Annotated in this window: 23 protein-coding genes; 13 read left to right on the plus strand and 10 right to left on the minus strand. The window is 55.2% G+C overall.

Annotated features, from left to right (window positions below; genetic code table 11):
* The first annotated feature begins 1 nt into the window (after window position 1).
* Window positions 2-661, plus strand: coding sequence for an HNH endonuclease (locus ADADO0_RS05240; RefSeq protein ID WP_511304045.1), 660 nt, complete (start codon window positions 2-4; stop codon window positions 659-661).
* 363 nt (window positions 662-1,024) lie between these two features.
* Here the strand turns inward: ADADO0_RS05240 and ADADO0_RS05245 are convergent, their stop codons facing one another.
* On the minus strand, window positions 1,025-1,267 hold the full coding sequence (locus ADADO0_RS05245; protein ID WP_511304046.1) for a hypothetical protein: 243 nt from the start codon (window positions 1,265-1,267) through the stop codon (window positions 1,025-1,027).
* A 71-nt stretch (window positions 1,268-1,338) separates the two neighbouring features.
* Window positions 1,339-1,632: an SseB family protein gene (locus ADADO0_RS05250; protein WP_511304047.1), complete on the minus strand. Its 294-nt coding sequence runs from the start codon at window positions 1,630-1,632 to the stop codon at window positions 1,339-1,341.
* A 1,033-nt stretch (window positions 1,633-2,665) separates the two neighbouring features.
* Between ADADO0_RS05250 and ADADO0_RS05255 the strand changes: the two genes are divergently transcribed.
* Window positions 2,666-3,139, plus strand: a complete 474-nt coding sequence (locus tag ADADO0_RS05255) for a Ros/MucR family transcriptional regulator (RefSeq protein ID WP_511304049.1) — start codon at window positions 2,666-2,668, stop codon at window positions 3,137-3,139.
* 131 nt (window positions 3,140-3,270) lie between these two features.
* Here ADADO0_RS05255 and ADADO0_RS05260 read toward each other — a convergent pair whose 3' ends face one another.
* Complete coding sequence (locus ADADO0_RS05260; RefSeq protein ID WP_511304050.1) at window positions 3,271-3,570, minus strand: PRC-barrel domain-containing protein; 300 nt, start codon at window positions 3,568-3,570, stop codon at window positions 3,271-3,273.
* 472 nt (window positions 3,571-4,042) lie between these two features.
* Between ADADO0_RS05260 and ADADO0_RS05265 the strand changes: the two genes are divergently transcribed.
* From ADADO0_RS05265 to ADADO0_RS05275, 3 genes are all read left to right on the plus strand, one after another.
* Complete coding sequence (locus ADADO0_RS05265) at window positions 4,043-6,139, plus strand: hypothetical protein (protein WP_511304051.1); 2,097 nt, start codon at window positions 4,043-4,045, stop codon at window positions 6,137-6,139.
* Between the two features lie 210 nt (window positions 6,140-6,349).
* Entirely contained in the window at window positions 6,350-6,820 is a 471-nt protein-coding gene (locus tag ADADO0_RS05270) for a PEGA domain-containing protein (protein WP_511304052.1), read from the plus strand.
* The gene (locus tag ADADO0_RS05275; protein ID WP_511304053.1) at window positions 6,817-7,056 is read left to right on the plus strand and encodes a YdcA family protein; all 240 of its coding nucleotides are present in this window, start codon (window positions 6,817-6,819) and stop codon (window positions 7,054-7,056) included. Before ADADO0_RS05270 ends, ADADO0_RS05275 begins: the two co-directional genes overlap by 4 nt.
* 48 nt (window positions 7,057-7,104) lie before the next feature.
* Here ADADO0_RS05275 and ADADO0_RS05280 read toward each other — a convergent pair whose 3' ends face one another.
* Together ADADO0_RS05280 and ADADO0_RS05285 are read right to left on the minus strand one after the other, a co-directional pair.
* Window positions 7,105-7,728, minus strand: coding sequence for a LysE family translocator (locus ADADO0_RS05280; RefSeq protein ID WP_511304105.1), 624 nt, complete (start codon window positions 7,726-7,728; stop codon window positions 7,105-7,107).
* Between the two features lie 85 nt (window positions 7,729-7,813).
* Window positions 7,814-8,533, minus strand: a complete 720-nt coding sequence (locus ADADO0_RS05285) for a hypothetical protein (protein WP_511304054.1) — start codon at window positions 8,531-8,533, stop codon at window positions 7,814-7,816.
* A 33-nt stretch (window positions 8,534-8,566) separates the two neighbouring features.
* Between ADADO0_RS05285 and ADADO0_RS05290 the strand changes: the two genes are divergently transcribed.
* The 3 genes from ADADO0_RS05290 to ADADO0_RS05300 are packed head-to-tail and all read left to right on the plus strand — an operon-like array spanning window position 8,567 to window position 9,942.
* Window positions 8,567-9,037 carry a thermonuclease family protein gene (locus ADADO0_RS05290; protein WP_511304055.1) on the plus strand — a complete coding sequence of 157 codons (471 nt, stop codon included), beginning with the start codon at window positions 8,567-8,569 and terminating at the stop codon, window positions 9,035-9,037.
* Between the two features lie 60 nt (window positions 9,038-9,097).
* Window positions 9,098-9,340 (plus strand): hypothetical protein, encoded by a 243-nt coding sequence (locus tag ADADO0_RS05295; RefSeq protein ID WP_511304056.1) that lies wholly within the window; start codon window positions 9,098-9,100, stop codon window positions 9,338-9,340.
* Window positions 9,223-9,942: a nucleoside 2-deoxyribosyltransferase gene (locus ADADO0_RS05300; RefSeq protein WP_511304057.1), complete on the plus strand. Its 720-nt coding sequence runs from the start codon at window positions 9,223-9,225 to the stop codon at window positions 9,940-9,942. Before ADADO0_RS05295 ends, ADADO0_RS05300 begins: the two co-directional genes overlap by 118 nt.
* 52 nt (window positions 9,943-9,994) lie before the next feature.
* Here the strand turns inward: ADADO0_RS05300 and ADADO0_RS05305 are convergent, their stop codons facing one another.
* The gene (locus ADADO0_RS05305; RefSeq protein ID WP_511304058.1) at window positions 9,995-10,141 is read right to left on the minus strand and encodes a hypothetical protein; all 147 of its coding nucleotides are present in this window, start codon (window positions 10,139-10,141) and stop codon (window positions 9,995-9,997) included.
* Between the two features lie 534 nt (window positions 10,142-10,675).
* Between ADADO0_RS05305 and ADADO0_RS05310 the strand changes: the two genes are divergently transcribed.
* Window positions 10,676-11,671 carry an SOS response-associated peptidase gene (locus ADADO0_RS05310; protein ID WP_511304059.1) on the plus strand — a complete coding sequence of 332 codons (996 nt, stop codon included), beginning with the start codon at window positions 10,676-10,678 and terminating at the stop codon, window positions 11,669-11,671.
* Between the two features lie 526 nt (window positions 11,672-12,197).
* Here ADADO0_RS05310 and ADADO0_RS05315 read toward each other — a convergent pair.
* Window positions 12,198-17,759 (minus strand): RHS repeat domain-containing protein, encoded by a 5,562-nt coding sequence (locus ADADO0_RS05315; RefSeq protein WP_511304060.1) that lies wholly within the window; start codon window positions 17,757-17,759, stop codon window positions 12,198-12,200.
* 1,049 nt (window positions 17,760-18,808) lie between these two features.
* Here ADADO0_RS05315 and ADADO0_RS05320 point away from each other — a divergent pair.
* From ADADO0_RS05320 to ADADO0_RS05335, 4 genes are all read left to right on the plus strand, one after another.
* A complete protein-coding gene (locus ADADO0_RS05320) occupies window positions 18,809-19,792 on the plus strand; it encodes a tail fiber domain-containing protein (RefSeq protein ID WP_511304061.1) in 984 nt (327 codons plus the stop codon).
* Between the two features lie 43 nt (window positions 19,793-19,835).
* A complete protein-coding gene (locus ADADO0_RS05325) occupies window positions 19,836-20,687 on the plus strand; it encodes a tail fiber domain-containing protein (RefSeq protein WP_511304062.1) in 852 nt (283 codons plus the stop codon).
* Between the two features lie 33 nt (window positions 20,688-20,720).
* Window positions 20,721-21,560: a tail fiber domain-containing protein gene (locus ADADO0_RS05330; RefSeq protein WP_511304063.1), complete on the plus strand. Its 840-nt coding sequence runs from the start codon at window positions 20,721-20,723 to the stop codon at window positions 21,558-21,560.
* A gap of 125 nt (window positions 21,561-21,685) precedes the next feature.
* Window positions 21,686-22,546, plus strand: a complete 861-nt coding sequence (locus ADADO0_RS05335; RefSeq protein WP_511304064.1) for a tail fiber domain-containing protein — start codon at window positions 21,686-21,688, stop codon at window positions 22,544-22,546.
* A 382-nt stretch (window positions 22,547-22,928) separates the two neighbouring features.
* Here the strand turns inward: ADADO0_RS05335 and ADADO0_RS05340 are convergent, their stop codons facing one another.
* The 3 genes from ADADO0_RS05340 to ADADO0_RS05350 form a co-directional block, all read right to left on the minus strand.
* Window positions 22,929-23,258 carry a hypothetical protein gene (locus ADADO0_RS05340; protein WP_511304065.1) on the minus strand — a complete coding sequence of 110 codons (330 nt, stop codon included), beginning with the start codon at window positions 23,256-23,258 and terminating at the stop codon, window positions 22,929-22,931.
* 108 nt (window positions 23,259-23,366) lie between these two features.
* The gene (locus ADADO0_RS05345; RefSeq protein ID WP_511304066.1) at window positions 23,367-23,708 is read right to left on the minus strand and encodes a hypothetical protein; all 342 of its coding nucleotides are present in this window, start codon (window positions 23,706-23,708) and stop codon (window positions 23,367-23,369) included.
* Window positions 23,705-24,934, minus strand: coding sequence for a peptidoglycan-binding protein (locus ADADO0_RS05350; protein ID WP_511304067.1), 1,230 nt, complete (start codon window positions 24,932-24,934; stop codon window positions 23,705-23,707). The genes ADADO0_RS05345 and ADADO0_RS05350 overlap by 4 nt, the downstream gene beginning before the upstream one ends.
* Between the last annotated feature and the right edge of the window lie 20 nt (window positions 24,935-24,954).

A 24,954-nucleotide genomic window follows, 5' to 3' on the forward strand; every position in this document is an offset into this window, starting at 1 on the left:
TATGCTTAAATCTGACGAAGAATCTTGGCCGACAGTGCACTCCATACTTGAGAAAATGGCGGAATACGACGCTATGAGGGACATTGAGAGCGGGCGGTCTCCATTATTTTTAGCGAAATATGCCAATGGTCGAGGTGCACGAACCAAATACATTACCCAAGGAAATCGCCTTTACGATATGAAAGCGATTTTAGCAGCGGCCCACACTTCGCCAGTACCTCCACGTACCTTTTCAAGTGGAGAAGCGGAAGAATTTCTATTTAATCTCGGTTTTAGTATCGTATATCTGAAGGGTATCGTAGACGATGAGAGATTCGTCACTGACCTACTGCAAGATCAGAAAATAGGCCATGAGGGCCAAAGAGTCTCTAAGTCAATCGAGGTGGCCGTTCGAGACTCAAAGATCGCCAATCGATTCTTTGAGATGAGGGCCAAGGCGGGCGCGCTGCATTGTGATGAGTGCCGCTCTCAACCTCAGCTAACCCCTTCGGCGGCGGGACTTTCTCCAAGGACAGTCTTCGACGTTCATCATCTACACCCACTAGCCGAGGGCGGTCGTGAAACAACGATAGACGACTTCGCGCTACTTTGTCCGACCTGCCACCGCATTGTCCATGCGCGCCTTAACAAGGGGCAACAGGTGCACATTGATGTGGGTTAACGCTAGGCGCCACGCGGTGCTCTGACCGTTGCCATACGCAGGGCGTACAAGGCGCTGCATCCAGAGGCGCGGCATGGTGCTGTTGGGCGCGGCGGACATGGAAAGAGTGGACAACTTCTCCACTCTTTCTCCGAAGCTGCCCGCGTATTGGCCGGTGGCGCGCGCGAAGAGGCTTGGACCCATAGACGGAAACACCAGCAGAGTTTCGTCCAAAATCTGGACGAAACCAAGAAATTCTCCAAAAGGGGGCGCTCGCCTTTTGCACGAGTATCGTCGGAATTCCCTATGATACTCGGGTAAATGTCGCCGAACTGGCGACGTTTCCAGCACCAACCGCTTCAGCCGTCGCCGCCACAGGTAGGCTTATCGAGTTAGAGCCTTGTTTATTCTGCCAACAAGTACAGCGATACGGGCGCGGGTTACGGCGTCAATGTTTTCGCCCCTTTGAAAGGGGGTAAGAACAAAACATAAATTCATGAAAATCTCGGTGCCAGAACTGCCCATATCTATCGCGTCACGGATAGCACTTGCTTCAGCTACAAACCCTTGCAACTCGATACGGTTCGCAATGCTCTTTGCTTCAAAATATTCATCATACCCATCCATACTGGCCTCATTGCGATCTTAAGTGCCTAAGGATTCTCGAGGTATGAAGACGGTGCGAAGCCAAGCGGTCTCTATCCGATATTCAGCCGACTGCTGATCAGATCTGCTTTTTTCAGCCTCACCGGATCTGCTCCGCCTGGATTCAATATCAAAATCTCATCACCCTGAAGCATCGATGCTAGAAGGTTCAGATCTATCAGTATGCCATTGTCCTCAAAGCCGGAGCCGCGTGCTTGCTGCTTGAAAGTGGCCTCGTCCGAGAAAATAGGAATGAACGATCCACCATCGGCTACAAAGTCTTGGATACGAATGGAATCGGATTCCAGATCGTCCCAACTGCCGATGACAATGACACCGTTTTCCATAATCCTGCCTCTAGCCTGACGGTAAGGTCAATTCTAGGCTGTTGGGGTAAAAGCTCCAGCGCTGCTCGGCATGGGGGCCGCCTCACCCCCTTGTCGGCACCAGAACGATCCGGAACGCGTGCCCGTTGGATTTTCTAGACATCTTGGAGGCTCTATTCACCTATGTGCGGCCATCCACCAGAAACTCCCCATAGTTACAATGAGCGCTATATTGACAAGTATAAATATAGTCGCAATTGAGTGCGGCGAGCCCGGATTTTCCGAAGCAATAATTTGGTCCTTAAACTCTTTTCGATTCCTTAATTTAGATGAAAAATATAACATAATAAAAATGCCAGAAGCAGATTGAATTAAGATCAATAATAGAAGAATGTAAAATTGATCTCCGGAAAAATTAGTCACGTCTCCTGCGAGAGATATCTGGAACAAAAATATTACAATAGATATTGATAAAATAATCCGCCCAAAAAATATTCTACGCTTTTGCGCTGGATTATACCTTAGGAAAAAATAAGAAAATCCGAATATTATTGACAAATAAGCAATAAATAATACGAATTCCAATATCAGATATTGATAATTCATAGCGAGACCAATCTCCCCCGATTCTGCGGTCGGCCTACTAATTTACCTATCTTCCTGCAGCGGCTTGTCCCCAAGCATGAGCTTGGCATCTATCAGCGCCACTTCAAGCTTCCGCATACCCCGCCTCCTTTTGCTTTGCCCCCCCCCCCCAGGATCGCATTGCAGGGCGAAGGGCGCCAGTGGTGCGCCGCTACACCACCTTCACCGCGAGGCGGGCCCATTCTCCGCGATCAGCGTTGCGCCCACTTCAACGGTGACGAAGCGCGCAACCAGACCTCCATCGGTCAGAGGCCCCGTTTGGCAGCACTCCACCTTTTCGCCCTCTGCATGCGTGTGTTGGGAATACCCCCCAGGTCTGCTTCTCGCCTTTTTCCACCAACGCCATTGCTATTTGTTTCCAATGACCTAAAGCATGCGTTGCGTATAACATTGCATTCAGGTGGTTTAGATGATTGAAGACAACGACGGCGAGCAGTCCAACGAGGCCGTATATTTGGCCGCGCAGATTGTGTCCGCCTATGTAAGCAACAATTCGGTGGCGGCTTCGGACCTGACCACGCTCATCAGCTCGGTCCACGCCGCACTGACCGGTCTTGCGCAGCCTGCCGCTCCCGTACCGCAGCCACAAGAACCGGCTGTCTCCATCCGCAAATCAGTGACACCTGATTTTCTGATCTGCCTTGAAGACGGCAAGAAGTTCAAGTCGCTGAAGCGCCACCTCCAGACCCACTACAACTTGTCCCCCGCAGCATACCGGACAAAGTGGGGACTGCCCTCTGACTATCCCATGGTCGCGCCGAACTACGCTGCGGCGCGCTCGGAGCTGGCGAAGCAGATGGGTCTCGGCCAGCAGCGCCGGAACGCGGTCGTGGCCCCGCCGCCTCCGGTTAAGGCGCCACGGAAGCCCAAAGCGACCGCGTGAGTCGCTACAGGAGGGGCAAGACGCCCCTCCTTCCTCGCTGAGTCATGGCAGCTTCTTCGCTGCCTTCATGGGATCGGGGATCGTTCCCCGGGTATGAAGTATGTGAGGCCCGGTCTAAGCCGGACCCACCTTCACGCGTCGTGGTGTTCCGGCATCTTCTTCAGCTGGTCCTTGGTCCAGCTCGTGACGGCGTGAACGTCGCCATCCTCGTCGCGCATGAACTCAAGTTGGCTGACCGGCACCGCCACTGGCTTTGCGCCGATCCCAAGGAACCCGCCAACATCCACGACAATCTGGCTGGAAAGACCGGCCCCGTGGATGTGCGAAACGCTTCCGATCTTCTCGTCGTCGGGACCGTAAATGGTCGCGCCTTCGAGATTGGATGGGACGAGTTCAGTAGGGACGAGGCGAACGTGTGCGCTATGATCCATGAGGGTCTCCTATCGTTTATGGGAAGGAAACCCATTCCAGGTCGGCAGGTTCCTCGGAGCGCGCGAGCGTCTGGGACAGGAGGCCCTCACAGCTCCCTTGTGGCGCCCCTACAGCCGCAAGGCTCTTTCTGCAATGCATCTCCTCGACAATTACCCGCGCCAGCTGAGGGACACGGCTGACGCCACCTCCGGGCTGTTCAAAAAAATCGCTGAATCGGGGAGACAGCCGGCCCCCTACTCCAGCTGATTAATCGAACGCATTCCCATGATTGATAGACCAAAAACACAGCTCGCCCGAAAGGTGGCGCAGCTATGCCGCACTCGTGCAGCAACCGTCCTTCCACCTCGAGAATTGGCTTCATTTCAAGCTTATTTACTCGACTGCGCTACGAGTAACTCCGCTTTCTCATTATCAAAGGTGCATGATTGGAGAGAAATCGCATCGAATTGTGGCATTTCCCATGAAATACTAATGATGGCGGCACCTGTATTGGGTTCGGTGATAGATGCCGTTCGTCGAAATATTAAGCCCAATAAGACCCGGAAAACGGCGATTTCAAAGGCTCAAGGCGCTTGTCGAATGCAGCATCCGACAAGCCATTTAACTCCTACTTCTAACTTGACGTCCCCAACCGAGATTAGAGAGAAACGGAAGACTGGCCCGAAGCCGAAGAATATCGAGGAGTTTCCGAAGCCCGTAAAAGATACTTGGGCGGACGTGGATGATTTTCCATCGGCACTGACTTTGCAAATGAGTAGACATGATGACACGCCCCCGCATCTGGAAAAGGTTTTCGCCGCCAATGGCCACTCGGTTTTAGCCACCACCATCCGCATGTGGACGCGCGGCTTGAAAATCCCGCGCTCTGCGGGAAGTCTCATCGCGTTAGACTTTCTAGATCGGCGCTACCGTCTTAGAGCCGGCTATTTTCGTTCCAAACTTCCCCATTCCGACAGAAGTACATCGGCAAAGAAGCTCGACGGAATTACAGATTCTGAGCGTCGGCGCCTTGCTTGGCACTTACCACACGATTTTGATCTCAAACCACTCAAAGAGCGAGAGGAAATACTGGAGTGGGTTCAGAGGGTGGTGATCAGCGGCGCTACAGAATACCGTCAGTTTCAAGCCGCCGCTATGAAGCACCGTTACTCGATACGCTTTCCTGGCCTTCTCGGTAGCAGCACCCAGCCACGCGGGCGTTACAGATTTGAGCTGAGTGAGGATGGTGCATTTCCTGATCCCGACCTTGCAGCTAATGCGGCAGATGCCCCTCGCCAACTTTCCCAAGAAATGACCAACCTACTAGAATTCAAGACGTCAATTTTGACTGCTTTCGGCTACCAAAGAAATGGGGTTTGGGGCGAGGAAACCGCCTCACAAAAGGTCGAGCACCTCGGGCTTATGTTTGGCGCGTTGGCGGCAGCGCCCGGCGGCGTTATCCGCGGCTTTGGCGTGCCGATGGAAAGCCTGACATTTGCCCTTCTGGTATTTCCTGCTGTCTGGGACTGGTACATCCAGTGGAGAGAACGGCGGCGCGGTTTCTATACGGCCTGGGAGGTCGACATGCTCCGCGTCTCAATAGCTTTGACGCGCGCAGAAACGGGATGGCTCCGCCAAAATCCAAAACTCGCGGAGCGGCTCAGATCAGTCGAGAATCTAGTAACTGAACACGACATCGCCGGGGTGCGTGCCGACTGGGATAGAGCTTGCGACGAAATGTACAAACACGGCTTAGCGCGTGCACGCGAGGTGCAACGCATAGCCCGCATTCATCGCGACCCGTTTGAGCCCATTATGCCGATCCTAGAGGCCGATAGTCCTGTGGGCGAATACCGCAAGATTACGGATGAGATTTTGCGTCTCTTGCCTGACGAGAAACGCTATCCGCGCTCAGCCGCAGAGTCGGTGCGCGCCTTCTTAATGCTTAGATTTGGATTACATCTAGGGCTGCGCCAGAAAAATATGCGCCAACTTCTCGTTTGTCCGCGCGGCCGCACACCAACCACAGAGCGGCGTCTCACGGAACTTAAACGTGGTGAACTGCGCTGGAGCGAACGAGATGGAGGCTGGGAGGTATGGATTCCTTCAGTCGCATTTAAGAATGCTGACTCCTCATTCTTTAGCAGCAAGCCATTCCGGTTGATTTTGCCCGACCTTGGGGGGCTATATCAGCACCTCGAAGCCTATATAGATAGACACCGGCGTATCTTGTTAAAGGATGCATCTGACCCCGGCACCTTGTTTGTTAAATCGGTAAAAATAAACAGCAAAGATGCAGAATACGATCGAACTTCATTTTATGATGCTTGGCGTGTCGCAATCCAGCGTTACGGGATCCATAACCCCTTTACGGGGCGTGGAGCGATTAAGGGCCTCCTGCCACATGGGCCACACAACGTGCGTGATGTACTCGCCACTCATATTTTGAAGCAAACTGGATCGTATGAACAGGCTAGTTACGCCATCCAAGATACTCCGGAGATGGTTGCGAAGCACTATGGCCGCTTTCTCCCACAGGACAAAGCCGCCCTCGCAGCGCAGATTCTAAACCAGGTCTGGCAAGCGTGATAAAGGTGCTTCGGACCGATTTAAGTCTTTTGGCGACCATGCGAAACGTTCGCCTGGATGGGTCTTCTCCTTGGAAGTCAGGCGGCGCTACTGCGCCACCTGCGGTCCACGAGTCTATCCCTACCCTCAAAGTTCTTGCCCTACCTACCAACCTCCCCGCTGGACATCCTTCACTCGATGCGCAACCATCGCGAGTGGGGGAAGCAATTCATGAAAAGATTGATCGCCGTAATTTCGGCCGCGGGTCTCGTTGTCGGATGCGCCACGATTACCCGTGGAACATCGGCACAAGTGCAGATCCAATCTGAGCCGCCAGGGGCCGAGGTTCGGACATCAACGGGCTTCACGTGTGTCACCCCGTGCACGATGACAGTGAGCCGTAAGGACGAGTTCACCGTCTCGATCTCCAAGCAGGGGTTCGAACCCGAGCAGATCGACGTAAAGACCCGCCTGGCGGGTGACGGTGCAGCCGCGGGATTGGTCGGAAATGCGATCCTGGGTGGGGTCGTTGGTATGGCGGCGGACGCCGCGTCCGGGGCCACTCTTGAGCACTTTCCGAACCCTCTGAAGGTCGTTCTTTATCCCGTCGGCAAGAGGCCCGCTGGAGCGTCTCCAAACCTCATCCTGTCGCCGGCACAGCAGCCCGTGGATCCCACCGGCGAGAAAGCTCCAGCGACATGAGGTGGACGCTCTGGCTCGTGGGTATCGCCCTACTCGCGGTGGCCTGTCTTTCTGGCTCAGCCGGAGCGACCAACACGCCCTGCTCCGGCAAGAAGGGAGGGATCTCCCACTGCCGAGGCTCCACATTCGTATGCGTGGACAGTTCGACGAGCGCCTCGCAGAAGGATTGCCGCTCATATCTGGGCGGCGTCTACAACAAAGACGCGAGCGATCCGCCTCCGAAGCCTAAATCGTAGGCCTCTCTGCACATACCTCCCTGCACACACCTATCTGATTGCAGGGACTCAGTTTCCGGTTCGGATCGCCACCGAAGCCACCCCGGCGCCAACCAATATCGTGCCCCCAGTCTTGTTCACCAAGCCGATCACTCGCTCGCTCCGAACAAGCTGGCCGGCGCGGCTAGCGAAGCACGCATAGGCAAGCGCATTTCCGAACGCGATGACCAGGAAGGTGGCTTGCAGGATGAAAACCTGAGGCCAGAATTCGGCGTGTGGATCGATGAACTGCGGGAAGAAGGCGACAAAAAACAATATGCCTTTTGGGTTCAGGCTGGTCACGAGCCAAGCGTGTGCCGCCATGCGAGTGACTGTGGAGGAGCGCATTCTTGGCTCCGCGCTCAAAGTCCCCCCGGCCCGAAAGAGCTTGATACCGAGATAGACCAGATATGCCGCGCCAGCCCACTTCACGATGGTGAATAGCGTGGCGGACGCCATGAGAAGGGTGCCAATTCCCAAGATTGATAGGGACATGGCGGTGAAATCGCCCAGGGCAACGCCCACTGCCATGGGCAGCGCTGCGCGCCATCCCTGTCCAAGCGCGTAGGACACGACCAAAAGGACGGTAGGGCCTGGGATCAATACCAGAGCGGCCGATGCGGCAAGAAAAGCAAGCCAAGTCTCAATCGTCATGTCAGCTCCTGCTTCGATGAACTGAGCCATCCACCGGACTGCAAAGGTGTCAACGGCCAGACATCATTCTTTGAAATTGACGCGCTCACTTTTCTCTCTGGAAGAGGTCTTCTTGCCCTCCAGCTTCCCCCAGGCCCATCCCCGTACCGCCCCCCATTCCGATGGCACCGCCGTCGCCTTTACGGGCGCCATCTCGCTCCTGCTCACCCTTACCTTTCCCGCTCACCGCCGAGGGACGAGCTGGCCCTTGTTGCGGGAGTTGTAGGCTCGCCGGAATCGGCTCTAGGTCCAATGCAGAGCGGATGAAATTTCGCAAGGAAACGACAAGGTCGTGAGTATGCACAGGACGGCCGGCAACAAGTTCACTCACCGCGTGGGCCGCCAAGTTCACCTGCTCCTCAGTTCCTAGGAGGATCACGTCAGACAGCGCCGCTTCGACGGCATCACGGATGCGTCGGGATCTGTCGGAACCGATGGAGCTCATAACGGCCGCTGCAGGATCAGCCGTTGCCGGAGAGGCGCCCCTACGGCGCAGGTCTCTCATATGGGTGGGGTCAACCGACAGAGTTCCGGTGAACGATCCACCGAGGATCTTGTATGCCGCGATCAGCGTCTTGAGACGCTCATTAATCTGTCTGTTCGCTCGTTCGCGCCGCTGCTGGACGGTGGACATGACAAGAAGGCGAATTCCAACGCCAATGAGGGTAATAAGCGCTAGGCCAGTCAGCGTCGCGAGGACGCTCTGCCATGAGCTGAAATCGATGTTGCGCAGTGCGGCCTCCCCGGTCGTGCCTTGCCGGTTCAACAAGTGTGCGGGGTACAGGTGGTTCCGAAGCTCATGTCCAGCTTTATCGTCGCAATGTCACTACTCTCTTCTCCCGCCCTTGCCGAGCCCATTGTCGGGCGTGCGTCCGTCATCGACGGCGACACCATCGAAGTCCACGGACAGCGGATCAGACTGGAAGGGATCGACGCCCCCGAGGGCCGGCAGACTTGCACTGACAAGGCGACAGGCGCGGCGGTCAGATGTGGGCAGCGCGCGGCTTTCTTTCTGGCCGACATGATCGAAGCCCATGTTGTGAGCTGCGGGCCATCCGGCCACGACCGCTATCGTCGGGTGCTGGCGCGCTGCTCGATAGCTGGAAAGGACGTGGGGGAGCAGATGGTCGGGGCCGGTTGGGCATTAGCCTATGTCGCCTACAGTCGAGCCTATGAGGTGAGCGAGGCGGCGGCGAGGAAGGCAGGGACGGGCATGTGGGCGATGCAGTTCGATGCCCCGTGGGATTGGAGGCGGGCTCAACGACCATGACCCCATCTTCCGCCGGCGCGGGAACAGGAGGAAGATGCTTGGCCACTTTAGGAGGCCATCATGAAAACAGTCCTGGCCGCTATGCTGCTCACAATCTTGGCCGGCACGGCCATGGCTGATACCTGCACGGTCACGGCAGCATTGAAGAATCTCGCGGGCGCAGCCAAGACCAGCTTCATGGCCAAATGCACGAAGGACGCGCAGGCTACGTGCGAGACCCAGGCCGTCGACAAGAAAATCTATGGCGCAGCGAAAACCAGCTTCGTCACGAAGTGCACCAAGGATGCAGTCGGAGCGCCGTGACGAGAGCCCTACAGCCCGTAGTTTATCTCGCTGGCCCAGAGGTCTTCTTTCCCGACGCTTCTTCCAGAGGGCAGCGCCTGAAGGCACTCTGCGCTCAACACGGGCTACATGGGATATTCCCACTGGATGGGGCGACGCCTGATGAGAAGCTGAATCCAGTGACCATCCGCATGCGCTGCCTCGCCAGCATCAATGCCGCCGACGCTGTGGTGGCAAACATCTCCCCGTTTCGCGGCGCACACATGGACCCCGGAACGGCGTGGGAAGTGGGCTATGCAGAAGCGCAGGGAAAGCCGGTCTTCCTCTGGTCCACTGACACGCGAGAGATGGTGGAGCGCATCCGCGGCACCTTTGGCCCTCGCGGAATGACGGACCTCAACGGCCACCTGATCGAGAATTTCGGCAAGCCCGAAAATCTGATGATTACGGCAGAGCAGATCCTCGTCTACGACACCCCGCAGGACGCGATACGCGCCGCTGCCGAGTCCCTGGTGCACTGGCGCGTGCAAAAGGATGGGATGCGATTGAAGAGAAAGGTCATCCTCTTTGCCATCCTCGCCTTGATGGCCGCTGTGCTTGCAAGCAGCTTTCTATGGCGCTGAACTATCGGATGCCGGAGCAGCCGCCCCCGCCTTAGGCAAGAGCGGCCCAGCCTCAACGGCTGGCCTGACAGCGGGCCTCCTCCGCGGCCATCGCGAGGATATAAGCAAGCGTTGCGAGGCGGGTTGACGAGCAGATCCCGCGCAACTCCTCGATCAACGCCGCAACATATGCGACGGCGGCCTTTTCCTCTTCTGACATGATTGGTCTCCCTGACCTGGGCACGATCGCCCATCGGTAGGTTCGTCCGACGGGCGCTAATGCTAAAGCCCGGCAATCAGCGCCTGACACGTTCAACGAGCAAACGCTTGAGTTCACGACGCACGCCAATCACTCATCCGCCATCATCGCGTGCGCACAGGATTTCGCCGCCCCCCTTTTTTCACTTCGAGTTGAGGGGCGGCCCTAAAAGTACCGCGGCCGGTGCATCAGGTGGCACAAAGCTGACCCAAACCTCGCGACATCCGCATGTTGGACACCGTAGCCGCTGCGCCAACCTGGCAATCGGGAAACCTCTTCCTCGAGTGGAAACGAGCGTCTGCATGTCCAGTTCTGCCCGCCAAATGCACGGCCGGCGGCGCTTCAAGCCTTCACGAGGTGGGGATTCACAGCGAACTGTGACGCGCCATTTCGCGTCCATCGCCTCCCCGAGCATCGCTATCATTTCAATTCCGGCGCACCAGCAGGCTTCCTCGCGAAGCCCCGTGAGGACGACCACTTGAGCTGGGAAATCTCGTGTTCAAGCCCCGCTTGTCCAACGAGCAGTTGACGAATGGTCTCTCGCAGATTTCCTTTGCAGAGTGCGATGTTCTCCTCAACCTCAGCGTCGCTGATGGCAAAATAACTCTCTTCCGCGCGCGTCGCCTCGCTCGGCATGGCACTCTCCGCTCCCGTGATGCCTATATGGATTCCATAGGAACACAAAGAGAACAAGCCGCTAGATATGGTATGGTGGTTATCGAAAAGGCGGAGGGCGAGCCGATGTGCAATCTCTACAGTTCGCTGACAACGCGCGAGGCGATGCGGGCGCTGCGCCGCTATATCCACGACATAACCAACGGCGCGCCCTGGCCGCCGCAGGTGTACCCGGACTATGCCGGACCGATCATTCGCAAGGGTGCCAATGATGAGGAGGAACTGGCCCTGGCAAGGTGGGGCATGCCGTCATCAAAGAAGGCGATCCTGGAGGCCGCCACTAAGCGCGCTGAGAAATTGCGGGCCAAAGGCAAGGAGTTGGATTTCGCCGAACTTCTGCGGGTGGAGCCAGACGGCGGAACCACGAACGTCCGCAACACCAACAGTTCGCATTGGCGCCCATGGCTGAGTCCAGCGAACCGGTGTCTCGTGCCTTTGACCGCTTTCGCGGAGCCCGGGAAGGACGCCGCGGGCAAGTTTCAGAATGTGTGGTTCGCTGCCGCAGAGGATCAGCCGCTCGTCTTTTTCGCTGGGATTGAGATGAGGGACTGGTCCGGCGTCCGCAAGGCCAAAGAGGGCTGGGTCACAACCGACCTCTACGCCTTCCTGACGACCGCCCCCAATGCCGAGGTGGGAGAGGTCCACCCCAAGGCAATGCCGGTGATCCTGACGACGGACGAAGAGCGAGATGTATGGATGAGGGCGCCGTGGGGCGAGGCAGCGGCACTACAGAGGCCGCTGCCGGACGGCACCTTGCAGGTCGTGGCGCGTGGCACTGCGTCCCGAGCCGACGCAAAGTACGGCGCTCTGCTGTGATGCCGGCCCATCCCACCCCCTATGGCGTGCCGCGGATCGCCGGTCATTTTCGTCGGCTGCACCGCTGCCTTCTAATAACGCCACAGAACCCACATGCAAAATATCAATGATATAAATATTATACTAACAACAATAAACATCACAGACACTTGATTTGCCAAGCGTAAATCCTTTTCGATCGAATTATTTTTCTTTATATCATCCATATTATACTTATTCCTAATAATAAGCGCCGCGCGAATTAGGATTATCAACCCTACGGCCGCCTCCACTAGAAGTACTAGAACTATAATATTACCTGAAATTACTCCGACGCCGACAGTCCGTCCGATCAGGATTACCTGACACAACATCAACGCAACAAGTAATACAACAAATGAAAATCCAACGGCCCTTCTGTATTTTACATGTAATTTCTCATTCTCTCCAAGCTGGGAGATAGCCCAAATTATTATTATAAATGCAATGACCGATATAGTCGTTATCGATAAATATCCGTAATTAATGTTGATCACTTTATATATCTTCATTTTCGAGGATTTGGAGCAACGGCAGAGTCGAAGAAAGCTCCTCCAACAAGAGGCAGAATCACCGCAGGACCGCTTGAGATCGACGCTGCCACTGCTGACTTAATCCATTCTGAAGCAGGAACTCTCGATAATATTCTCCCTAAAATACCGCCACCCGCGCCACTCACGGCTCCGCCGACTATTGCACCAGCTGTGGAGCCGGGGTTTATATTAAGCGCAGGATTGCCCTCCAGGAAATTTGTTGCAACTTGCCCGACAAGATCGCCTGCGCCACCAGTTACCGCACCTAGGAACGCAAACGTAGCAACTCCGAGGCTTGGATCAACAAATCCCAACCCACCTCCGGCGATGGCACCGACGATCGCTCCAGCGGAAACCGACTTCCAGCTTGAACCTGGGGCCGCAGCAGCGCCCGCGGCTCCATAAAAAGCTCCCGCGACCGCTCCTACCACCGTCCCGACCAGTGGATCCAATCCTGTGGGGTCGGTAAGATTCAGCGGATCATTGTTCACATAGACGTACAAATTGGTGCCGCCAGCGATACCAATCGGATCCGTCTGCATGAACCTCCCAAGCTTGGGAGAATACATTCTGGCTCGGAAGTCATAGAGCCCTGTCTCGGCGTCCAAACGGGCCCCGGTGTAGCGGAAGGATCCATTCGCTACGGCACTCTGGCCATAGGGCTGGAAGCCTGCTTTCGTCAGCACGCCAGTGCCCGCATCGAGTGTCCCTGTCACTGAACCAATGACGTCGGGAATGAAGCTCGTGCGCGCAGTCGCACCGGCATTCGACCTGGCAAGCACATCATTCGGGCCAGACCCAAATGCGTACCAGCTCTGAACCGCTCCCGTGGCTCCGTCATAATCAATTAGCGCACGGTTGTCGGGATCCTGAACGAAGATCGTGGTCGCGCTGTTTACCGTTTTCGACTTACGCCGCCCCTGAGCGTCGTAGGCATAGCTTGCAGCAACTCCTGGGCCACTGGCCGTTATAAGCCGGTTCTCGGCATCGTAGCCGTATGTGAAGGTACCGTCGCCTGTGAGGCTTCCGTTGCCGTCATAGGTCTGCGTAACACCCGCAACCACACTGTATTGATTTAGATTATTCGCGCTATAGGCCGTGCTCGATGGGGATGCGGGGACGTCCCACCAGCTCGTATCGCTGGCCCCCTGGCTCCTCCGACGGTTGGTCGCGTCGTAGCCATATGTGAAGCTGGCGCTCGACGCCGTTGGTGGAGCCTGCGCTTGCACCGGGCTGAAGCTTGTACCGACAAGCCGGTTCATAGCATCGAACTGGAAGGTGGAAGCGGAAAGGGTCCCCCCCGTGCTAGCCTTTGTTATCGCCGCACTGTTGTCACTGGCGGAGAGCAAGTGGCCATTAAGGTCGTACGCATAAGTGACAACAGGCGAGGACGGCGGCGTTTTGGTAATAATTCGATTGAGGGTGTCGTAGCCGTAGTTGATTTCCGGCCCTGCCCGAGTCTTGCGCTTCGTTATGTTGCTGCTTTCGTCATACGTAAGAGTCTCGGTGGATAGATTAGGATAGCGCGTGGTGGAGAGCCTATCGAACCCATCATAGACGTAGTTTGTCTGGTTTCCCTGCGCCTCGGTAAGTCGCGCTAAACGTCCGTTCGGCGTATAGGCGTATTGCAACAGCGCCCCTGCCTGGATTGCCGGATTGAACACAGCGATCGGTCGGTCGGTGGCGTCGTATCCGTAAGTGGTGACGCGATACAAGGGATCGGTCACCTTCTGCAGTCGATCATTGGCGTCGTAGGCATACTGCGTGACATTGCCATTGGCATCGGTGGTTGTGGCAGTTTTCCCGGTGGGAGTGTAGGTGGACGAGACCTGCCTCAGGAAGCTGCCATTGCTGGATTGCTGCGTGTTAAGGAGGCGTCCGTCCGCGTCATAAAAGAAGCTGGTGATCAGCGACGTCGGTGCCGCCGGTTGCGTCAGCGCCACTAAGCGACGATCGACATCATAGGCGCTTCGCGTGAGGTTTCCTCTCGGATCGGTCAATCCGACGATGTCGCCACGCGCATCGTAAGTGAGCGTGGCTGTTTGATTGATGTGGCCGGCGCCACAGCAGTCCCGCACGGTAGTGGTTAGATTTCCAAAGCCATCGTAGCTGTTCTGCGTCACCACTCCCATCGGATCGGTCGCAGTGAGTACCTGGCCGCGTGAGTTATAAGTGAAGCGCGTCGTCGCCCTCAGGTTCGCTGCGTCAGCGATCACCGTGAGCAGGTTTCCGGTCGCCGCATCATAATTTAGTTGGGTTACGAGGCCGCGAGGATCGGTGATGAGCGTGGGATTATTGTAAGTTGGATCGTATTCGAATTTGGTGGTGAGTTTGGGAGACGCAGCACCATTTTTCATGTAGCGAGTGATCGTCTTAATATTGTTAGCCCATGGATTAAGGGCTGCTTCATAATCGTACGCGGTCCTGTCTCCCTCGGGAAGACGCGTTGATGTTAGGCGGTCAAGCGCATCATACTGGTTCGTTGTAAGATTCACGACGTTATTCTGCTGCGGCGTACGGTAGAATATAGTACCCGCCGCACCATTATTCAGAACCCAGTAGTCAGACAGTACCTTGCCGCGCTCGGTCTGGTAGGTGACGTGGTGGCCGCCGAGTGGGTCGACCGTTTCGCTTCGGGAGCCTGCAAAATAGAAATTCCAAACATTATTGTTGGCGTCGGCCTGGTGGGCCACACGCCCCAATGAGTCGTACCAATTTGTTAGATAGGGGGAGCTAGGCCTTGATGGGTAGAATACCTGAGTCAGGCGCCCGGCGGTGTCGTAGACCCCTGACGTATCGTAAAGGTAGTTGGTGACTGCACCAGATGGGCTGGTGTAGCCGACTAGGTTTTGGTGGCCATCATAAGTGAATTGAACTGTCCTGCCCGTGCCGTCAGCAACCGACGTGACGTTGCCGCCGCTGTATGAGAGCGCCAGAGAGCGCCCCAGATTGTTCGTCACATTCGTCAGAGTCCCGCCGGAGTAGCTCAAGTTCACGCTAGCGCCGCTCGGTGATGTCCAGCTCTGCAAGGCCCCATTCGGTGTCGGGCCAAATTTGAGGATGACCCCGTCCTTTCGCAAATACGTGTACTGTCCCGCCGTTGTCTGGGTCAGCCTCACCGAAGAACCCAACGGGGCGTTATACGTGACCGTGGATGCGCCATCAGACCGCGGCAATGCTACAAACTGCTCGGTCGTATCGGGCTGACTTACAGTCGCGACATTGGCGGTGAACTGGTCAGTCAGCCATCGCGCGACCATGGACGATAATGTCATTGTCTGCGCTGTCGGAGTGATCGACAAGAGATCCCTCATGACGAAGAGCGCTGCGATAGATGTCGCCGCACTCACCGCCGGAGTGACCGCAGAGCCAAGCCCCACGTAAGGGTCGCTTCCCTCCTTTACACTGCTGCCATAATTGTGCATCCACCCGTTGCCGATGCCTTTGTTCGTAGTAGTGCTGGAAAGATAGCCGCCAGACGACGACAGATAGGTCCGGGAGAATGGAAGCGCGTAGGGGAACGCTCCACTGCCGATGACAAGATCGTCATGGCTGTAGATATAGCCGCCGGATATTCCGTCGATCGGCTCGGCGATCTTCGGGTTCGCTGGCGCGGAAATCGTATTTAAAAGGGGGGATATAGAGCCAGAATTCGCGGACGGGGGAAACGAAGTAGCGCTATTTCGATTCAAATCTTCCGTCGGGACGTTTGTACCCGGAAATCCACCCGATAGGCCGCCCGTGATTTTCTGAGCGATATCAATTCGCTCAGATACTGGAGTTATTGCAGTATAGCCGGCACCGGTCCACAGGCCCACTGCCACCTGCCCGTTTTGCGGAATGAGAACCTGCGACCCACCTGCCACGTAGTTCGTTATATTTAGTAAATCTGCTGCGGAATAGCGAGATAATATCTGAGGTCGAATAGATGTAGTATAAGCCGATCTTCCCCCTTCAGTTGTTCCATCGGCAAAGAATGTTTTCAGAGAAGCCCCTGGATACGACTGATTCATGTTATTATCAATTAAATTGACAGTCGACGCAGCAACCATTCCCGGGATGCTGGATTGTGATTCCACCAATACAGATGATTCAAAAGAGCTTAATCCCTGACTAATCGAAAGAAGTGATGATATAAACGCAGTGGAGTAATTGTGCGCTCCGACGGGGATTGTCGGTCCGCCCACTACCACGGGCGGGAGGCTCACCAGATTGATAGGAAGATCCACGTAAGGACCTTGAAGGGAGCCCCCTTGCAAGTTCGCCTGCCCGACAATTCCCAATCCGACGCGGTAGAGCGGGGTAACGCCGCTCAGTCGACCCGAAAGCAACTGCTGAGCTGATACCTGCGCGAGCCAGTTATATCCGATGACCGATAGACTCTCGCCCAACACAGCATCTGAGTTCGACGATCCACCACCCGCTTGCGCCTCTTGCAGCAGTTGTCGATGATATTCTGCCATACTCCGCCCAACCCGCCCCGCACCGAGCGAGATCAGATAAGACCCCCCCGCGGCAACTGTGAGGTTCGTGCACGCTGTATAGGCGATATCTGAGCCGCAATCAGCATTACCCCCCTGCCCCGGTTCTGAGACGCGGGCCCCAATGGACCAAGCCTGCCCAGCAGCGGTGGGGGGTCCTACATTTGTGCACGTGCCGATGCCGACGCAGGCAGGGATCTGTCCGTCAATGAGCAGAGTTGGAAAATACTCCGAGGCGGATTTTGACGAAAATGCAGTAATTCGATGGCCATACACCTCATCAGTGTAGAGCTTAATTGACCGGTTTATGGCAGCCCCTGGCATGCGCAGCACAATAAATTTTCTACACTCAGTACCATCTACTAGATAACAGCTAGTTGGAAAATTCTCTGATGGTATAATTTCTGAATTTATCAAATATGATGGGAGACCCGGCATCGGTCTTATAGACACTCCACCAATTACATTGGAAATATTCCAGCTATAACCGTTCTTATTAACGTAGTTAATTAAATTATTACTATATAACACAAGCATTTCACGTAATTTTACTCGATTTGCATTTGAAAATGAGGTCGAATCTATTGTACCTCCAACTACATCAAGGAAATTCGAGATCGTATAACCCATTGCAAGCTGCACTTCGCCTAACGACAGCCCGCTCGTTTTCTCAAGGCCTTTACGACTTGGATCTGCGTAATACCACACTCCGTCGGAATATATAGCCGCGACGAACCGAGCAATCAGAATGGTATCTAGCGTTCCATCAGCATTCCTGTTGACTGAACCATATGGTATGCCCGCATATATAAGTAAATTAACAATAGAGTCGGCGTTATTCGGCATATCGAGAGAATTAGCAAGCTCACTTCCGCTCATCTGCAATACAATGTTTGCATAGCCCACCTGTGCGTAACCGGCCGCCTTCCACAGATTTACCAGCAACATTGATTGATCAGCATCGTTTCCGCTTCGATCAAGAAGGGTACCTAGAGCTCCCTTTTGACTTCCATAGGTGGGCTCATACGCGATATTGTTGTAGACATACTCATACATTAGCCCGATATCACACTTGAGGTTGCGGGCCAGCACAGCGATTGGAATAGGTTGCGAGGACGTGGAAGGGCAACTATTCGCCTCTATAGTGAGCTTCGCGCCCACACGGTTCGCCGAGGCTATACCTTCGTGTTTCAAGTTCGCTACGGGCGCATCGTGCGGGATGGTTGGTCGGGGCGGACGGATTACTGCCTGCTGAGCGGTTGCCGAAATCGTGTGCAAAATTGATACTATCAATAAAACCGAGGTAAATATGATTACATGAGGGATTTTCATAGCGCGTCGCCCCTGCTAGATATCTCATTTATGGCTTTAGATGCAATTAAATAATAAGATAATGTATTACTATCGGTTTTATGATTTTAATACCTTATTGCCACAAGAATTGCCCCCAATTATCACCCCACTTACCTGCAGCGGTATTGACATTAACAACTTGAGATGTCCGATTTCCATTTGCATCGTACAAATAATAAATCAGGACACCTGTGTCGTAACTCGCCGACGTCAATCGTCCCAGGGCGTCATACGTGTAGACGACTGCTCCGTTGGCAGCATCCACTGGCGCTGCATTTATCGATCCCAGGGCAGCGACGAGGCCGGCCAGCACTAACCACCTAAATCGACTGCGAGATCCTGACCTCGGGGCGTAAGGTCCCATCAGCGCGGCAACGGGTGAGCAGACTTTGGAAATATCAACCATCGCTCGGAACTCCAACGGTTATGGCTAGGCCGCAATTTACACAAATTAACGCCACATTATCGCCTTGCGGATACACGCCCAGCGTGCTTACCTTACACGGCAATTTCGGATTGGAAAGCGCATTATAAAAATAAATTGGGACACTGAATGCACTTAAGGTACGCACATTGCGAAACGTCGGCTCTGTATTATCGTATATATTAGCCGGCCATCGTATTATGGGCCCATAGCTCTTGCATATGAGCTCGGCGGATATTCGAGTTGAGTGGTACGTCTCCTTAGTACGTCATTATTATTAAATGTTATCGGGTCTATGAATTCTATCATCGGCGTCCCGAGGTGCAAAATGCTGACGCTCCATAATCGTTTAGATGCAACGCGGGCTGCGCCGACGCGCAGCTGCGCATCGCGACTGGACGTTGCGCGCTCGGCGGCCAACGCTCGTTTAGTGCCAACAATCCCTGCAAGTTCCGACATGGATCAAACAATCAAGCGAGGCATCAACATGCTCCTCCGACTTTGCGCCACCGCCATCGTAATGACCGGCATGATAGGCGCTGCACAGGCAGCGTGCCCACCCCCGTTTACATTCACGAATGGGACGAGTGCCAATGCAAATGAAGTAAATGCTAATTTTATGAACGTTTCTAACTGTAATGCATCCATTGACAATCCTGTATTTACTGGGAGCACGGCTACCTTTACAGGGAGCGTAGGCATCGGGACTCCCTATCCATTCACTAAACTTGAAGTTGTGGGATCTGCGGATTACGAAGCTAATATATATGCACGATCTACAAATACGAATGGCGCGAGGTTTGGACTTAAGAATACATTACGAGAGTGGACTTTTTCTAACTGGGGCAGTAGTTCCGGGAGCGAGGCTGGCGTTCTGGCCATTGCAGAGGGATACAATGTCTGGCTCGCGATTAATCCTGCCGGTAACGTCGGAATTGGGACATATACGCCTGCTTATAAATTAGACGTCAGCGGTATAGTGTCGGCCACATCGGTTCACACGCCTTCCGATGGCCGTTTGAAGGAGAAAATTACTCCGATCGAGTATGGCTTAGATACGATCATGAAGCTTAATCCTGTCGGCTTTAATTGGCGCGATCAGAAGCATGAGTGGCAGAAGCCCCGCCAAATTGGATTTATCGCGCAAGAAGTGCAGTCTGTCGTTCCAGAAGTTGTCAGCCGAGCAGACGACGACGCAGGAACATACAGCTTAGCCTACGCTGAGCTGATTCCGGTCCTCGTGAAAGCGATGCAACAGCAACAAGCGCGGATTCTCGCGCTTGAGTCCAAGATTGAGAAAATCGGCAAGTGATACCGAGCGAAGCGAAAGCGTGTGTCTAGAAGACACATCGCACATGAAACTCCATCTGGATTGGTCAGACGCGAGTATTAGCCAGCGAAAGGCAATAATTATGTTGAAGTCTATTGCTATTCAGGGGGCTCTTTTCGGCTTAACGATCGGCTCCGCGTTAGCGGGCTGCCCGAATGTTCCACATACATTTACGAACGGCACGAGTGCAAACGCCATCCTAGTTAATGAGAATTTCAATAACGTCACTGGCTGCGCGGCGCCAAATGCCGATCCACATTTCACGGGATACGTTGGTGTTGGCACTACCACTCCGACCGCCAAGATAGACGTCGTTGGCGATGCGTGGGATATGGAAGCAAATATTGCAGCGAGGTCTACAATAAGTCAGGGCGTCCGATTTAGCCTTATTAATTCGAATGCCAAGTGGACCATCTCGAATTGGGGCCTTGGGTCGGGAATGTTTGTGATTGCGCAAGACGCAAACCCAGTTTTCTCGATTTCGCCAACGGGAAACGTGGGTATTGGAACATTTAATCCCGCGTACGCGCTTCATGTTCCTACCGGCTCAATTGCAGCGCTTAACTATGTGACCCTATCGGATGGACGACTAAAGAGAAATATAGTTCCGGTTCACTATGGGGTCGACACCGTTATGAAGTTAAAGCCGGTCGAATTTAGCTGGCGCGACCAGTCGCAAGGAATGCCGAAGTCGACGCAGATAGGCTTTGTCGCGCAGGACGTTTTGACGGTAGTTCCTGACATTGTAAGCAAATCTGGCGATGCGGATGGCACGCTAGGGGTGGCGTATACCGAGCTTGTTCCCATATTGGTCAAAGCGATACAGGAACAGCAGGGGCAGATTGACGATCTGAAGAAGCAACTCGCGCGACCATAGAAATAAACTTTCATTTCATATTTGGAGCCCGTGATGACCAAGACTGCCTCGTCTATCTTTTTATTAATATTTTTTTCAGTTCCCGCGGCACTTGCTGCTCCTTGTCCTCCACTTAGCACGCTAACGAATGGCTCAAACGCAGACGCGAACCAGGTTATGGGCAACTTCAACTCCTTATTGAACTGTGCGAATAACTCACTTGCGCCCCTGGCTAGTCCGAGCTTTTCTGGAAATGTCGCTATTGGTTCATCCCCAAGCTATTTTAAATTGAGGGTAAATCAGGAAGATTCCCCATGGGGCGTCCTATTCAACGGTTCGACAAAAGGCGTCCGCTTTGTTTTTTCGGCAGACCGCACTTCTATCGAGGCGGTCGATAATACTGGAGGCGGAACTCTTCAGTCACTTGGATTTGCTGGCTCCGAGATTTTCTTTCATCTCGACGGTTATGGCGGACTTATGTGGATGACGAGCGCCGGTCGCGTCGGCATCGGTACTTCGAATCCGGCCTACGCCCTTCACGTTGCAAATGGCAGAGTCGCCGGTAATGGCCCTTATTTGGACACATCTACTGCGCGGACGAAGAAGGACGTTATGCCGATTTCTTATGGCCTAGATGCGGTTATGAAACTTCGTCCCATCAGTTTCAATTGGAATGATCAATCGCAGGACTGGGAGAAGCAACGGCAGATTGGACTAATCGCTCAAGACGTAGAGCCGATTATTCCCGAGGCCGTTAGCAGAGAACATCCCTCGAGTGGAATTTCCAGTCTCGCATACGATTCTCTCGTGCCAGTTTTGATTAAGGCAATGCAAGAGCAGCAGGGACAGATTACATCGCTTCGACAGGAAATTAGTAGATTGAAGAAAAGATAGTATCTCGGCAGATCTTGCCGGGCAAATCGAAGCCAGATTCCGGATCGTCTTCTTCGTTTTCTTTTCGTCATAATTTCAATCAAATCGCGGCCCCTGGCTTCGCTATAACGAATTTGGATAAGTCAATGAAGCTACTTTTCACGGTTGCGATGTTCGCGATGGCGGTCACGGCGCCTGCATTTGCAGTTTGTCCAGGAAACCCGAACACATTCACCAACGGAACCTCTGCAAACGCAAATGAAGTTAATCAAAATTTTAACAATTTGCTAAATTGCGCCAATACTTTGGCTCCGCTCGCATCTCCCATCTTCAGTGGACCGATGATTACGATAGGATCAGATGAGCTATTTCGCCTGCAAGGGCCTCCCGGAATGGGCATCATCTACGCTGGTGTCGACGCGAACCAGCCGTGGATCGGAACTCGAACGGAAAATGACTTGCGTTTCGTTAATACCCACGGCGACGTGATGCGCCTGACGAAGGATAGCAACGTCGGAATAGGCACCCCCAATCCAACGACGAGGCTGACTGTCGCTGGCAATGTGACCGTGAATGGCTCAGTCGCCACTTGCGTTCTTGGCACTGGAACTGGGGCTACTAACTGCACGTCCGATATCCGGTTAAAGGAGCGCGTGACACCGATCGACGGTGCGCTAGAGAAAATCTTGAGTCTGCGGGGGGTCACTTTCCACTGGCGGGATGCAGACAGGTCTGGCCCAGAACATTTGGGAGTTATCGCCCAGGATGTGGAGGGCGCCTTTCCTCAAGCCGTTTCGACCATGCAGGCCGGCGACCTTAACGATGCCAAAGCGGTTGACTATGCGGTTTTAGTTGCCCCGCTCATTGAGGCGGTCCGGACTCTAAAGGCCGAGAATGACGCCCTCCGGACGCGGCTTGAGCGGATTGAGGCTAAGATAGACGACGATATCTCAGCAAGATCGGCTCCTTCACGCACGTCAGCGGAACTTCGAGGGCCCACTAAATAGCTGGCGGTACCGTCGGCGGCCGACGGCCTACCGTGGTTGTCTGCGAATAATAATGCATGCGTTCGCCGTGGTTGAGCACGTGCTCGACCCGAACTCTCCATGAAGGCAAAAAAAAGGGCCCCGCCAGCCAAACGGCCAGCGGGGAGGTGCATGCACGCCAGAGCGTGAGTAATCGGGATCGCAAATCGGACTGCCGAGAGGTGGTGACTCTCGCGTTCGGTTCCGTTGCTTTTGTTCTAACGAGTCGCTTATGGCGTCGTCATCTGCCAATTGCGAGTTTTGGCGCTGTTCACCTACTGATTTTGATTCCGCCTACAACCTGTGAGTCCATTTGGGCCACATTAGGCTGCAAAGTCACGATCTGGGATTCGGCCTCACCGACTTATGCAGCATCGCTCTGCCGCGTCCGCGCCTCCGGCGAACGGGCCCGAATGCCCAGCACGATGCTGTCGATGCGCAGATTGAGGTCATCGACTGAGGACTTCGTCGCGCGCATAGCGCCCATCATCTCGTCTTTGAACTCCCGCAGGAACTCCTTTGAGAGGAAGGTCTTCTCGCAATACAGCTTATGCTCGGATAGCTCATCCCGGCTGACCTGTAGGCGAAGGTGGAGCCAGGACACGGCGCCGATGCCGAGTCCTAGGATGGTGAAGATGGGCCATACCTCGCTGAGTGAGACGTACATCAGGCCGGCCTCTTCTTCGGACGCCAACCGCAGACTTCGTACCCGACTGCGTTGTTGGCCTTGTTCTGGCGGATGGTTTCGTCGGTGTCCTGCGGTGACCAGTCGACCGGCCGCAGCACGGTGCAGATGGCGGCGTTAGTCTTTCCGCCGCCACCCGTCGTCGTCTCGCAGCCCGCCACCAGCATTGAGCACATCAGCATCAGCGCGAACCCTGTCCGCTTTGTCCACAATCCGAGCCGCATTGGCGGTGTCCTTTTGTCTTGCCCGCTCAAGCGCGCCCGAGGCGCCCTTATTCCGGCCTGCCAGATAGGCAAGTAGCGCCGCTGCCACCGCCGCAAGGGCGAGGCGCAGAGGCTGGGGGATGAGCACCCAGAGGGGCGCCCATAGCTGGTAGGTGGCAGCGAGGGCTGCGAAGGCCGCCAGTGCCCATACCCACCAAGGCGTGCTGTCGAGCACGGTGCCGATGAGCCAAGTCATGCGGCTTCCTTGGCGGCCGAGGTGTTATCGTTGGCAGCGCGCGCCATGATGGCCTGCGCAAGCCCGATGGGGCCGGCATCCTGCCCGGAGCGCACCGCGGCGACTTTGGCTTCGGTTGCCTTCTTGGCGTTCCACCAGATCGCGAAGCTGATGGCCAAGGTCGCGGCGAACCACACGTACCAAGGCACGCCGTCAAGGATATCCTTGGCGTGCTGGACGTAACGCACCGCCTCCCCGAAGTATGTGGCGGTGCCCTGCACCGCACCGCCGACCAGGGTGGGCACTCCCACGGCCATGCCGATAAGGCCGTTCCGCTGGCTGGCCTTTGCCTCGGTGGAGCCGGCGGCGCGAAGGTCTGCAGCGGTGACGGTGGCACGAGGTCCGGTGGGCACCTTTGCCACCGCAGTCGGCAACGCCGCCGCTGTCGGCACGTCGTAGTCAGACGTGACAGGCAGGCCGTTGTCGCGCTGGAACTCGCCCAGAGCGGTTTCGGTCTTGGTGCCCCAATCGCCGTCGGGCATGCCGACAGAGGCATAGCCGAGCACCCGGAGGCGCTCCTGCACCGCCTTGAGGCCGGCGTTGTCCCGTGTGCCGGGGCCGTACTGCGGGATGGACGGCGCTGCTTGGGCCGCAGCAACAGCGGCAGTGGCTTCACGGCTGAACGTGATGCTGTGATCGAGCGCCATCAAGCGGACCATCACCGGCACCATGCCAAGCTGCTTGTCTTGCGCGTTCGGATCCCAGTTGTGATCCGACACGTATTTGCCGCCCTTGTAGACGTTCGTCCCTGCCCAAAGGTACGCGCTCGGAACCTTCTTGAAGAAGTAGCCCCAGCCGTTGAACATCTCGCCGGAGTAGAGGCACCGCTCCACGCACCAGTCGCGAACCTTGTCGAACTTCTTGAGGACTACGGCGTCGATCGCCGCCTCAAGCCACGTTTTGAATGGGCCGCGGTCTTTTGGCTCCAGGCGCGTCTTGCGTCCGGTGCCGAGGATCTTCTCGCCGTTGTGGAGCACTCCGGCAAAGTCGCCGCCGGACTCCCGGTTGTGCAGGACCGCGATGAACTCCCAAGGCACACCAGTGGCGGTCTCTACCGCCTCGTAGCGGGCTCGGTTCTTGATGATGCGCCGCGCGACCACGTCCGCATCGGCGGAACGCTGGATCTCGGCGCTGTCCCATAGGCGTGCGTATTCGGCACGCCGTTTGGCGTAGGTTGGGGCTGCCATGCGGCCTCCGTTCGATGTGT

Source organism: Aquabacter sp., from assembly GCF_965279295.1.
Classification (GTDB): Bacteria; Pseudomonadota; Alphaproteobacteria; order Rhizobiales; family Xanthobacteraceae; genus Aquabacter.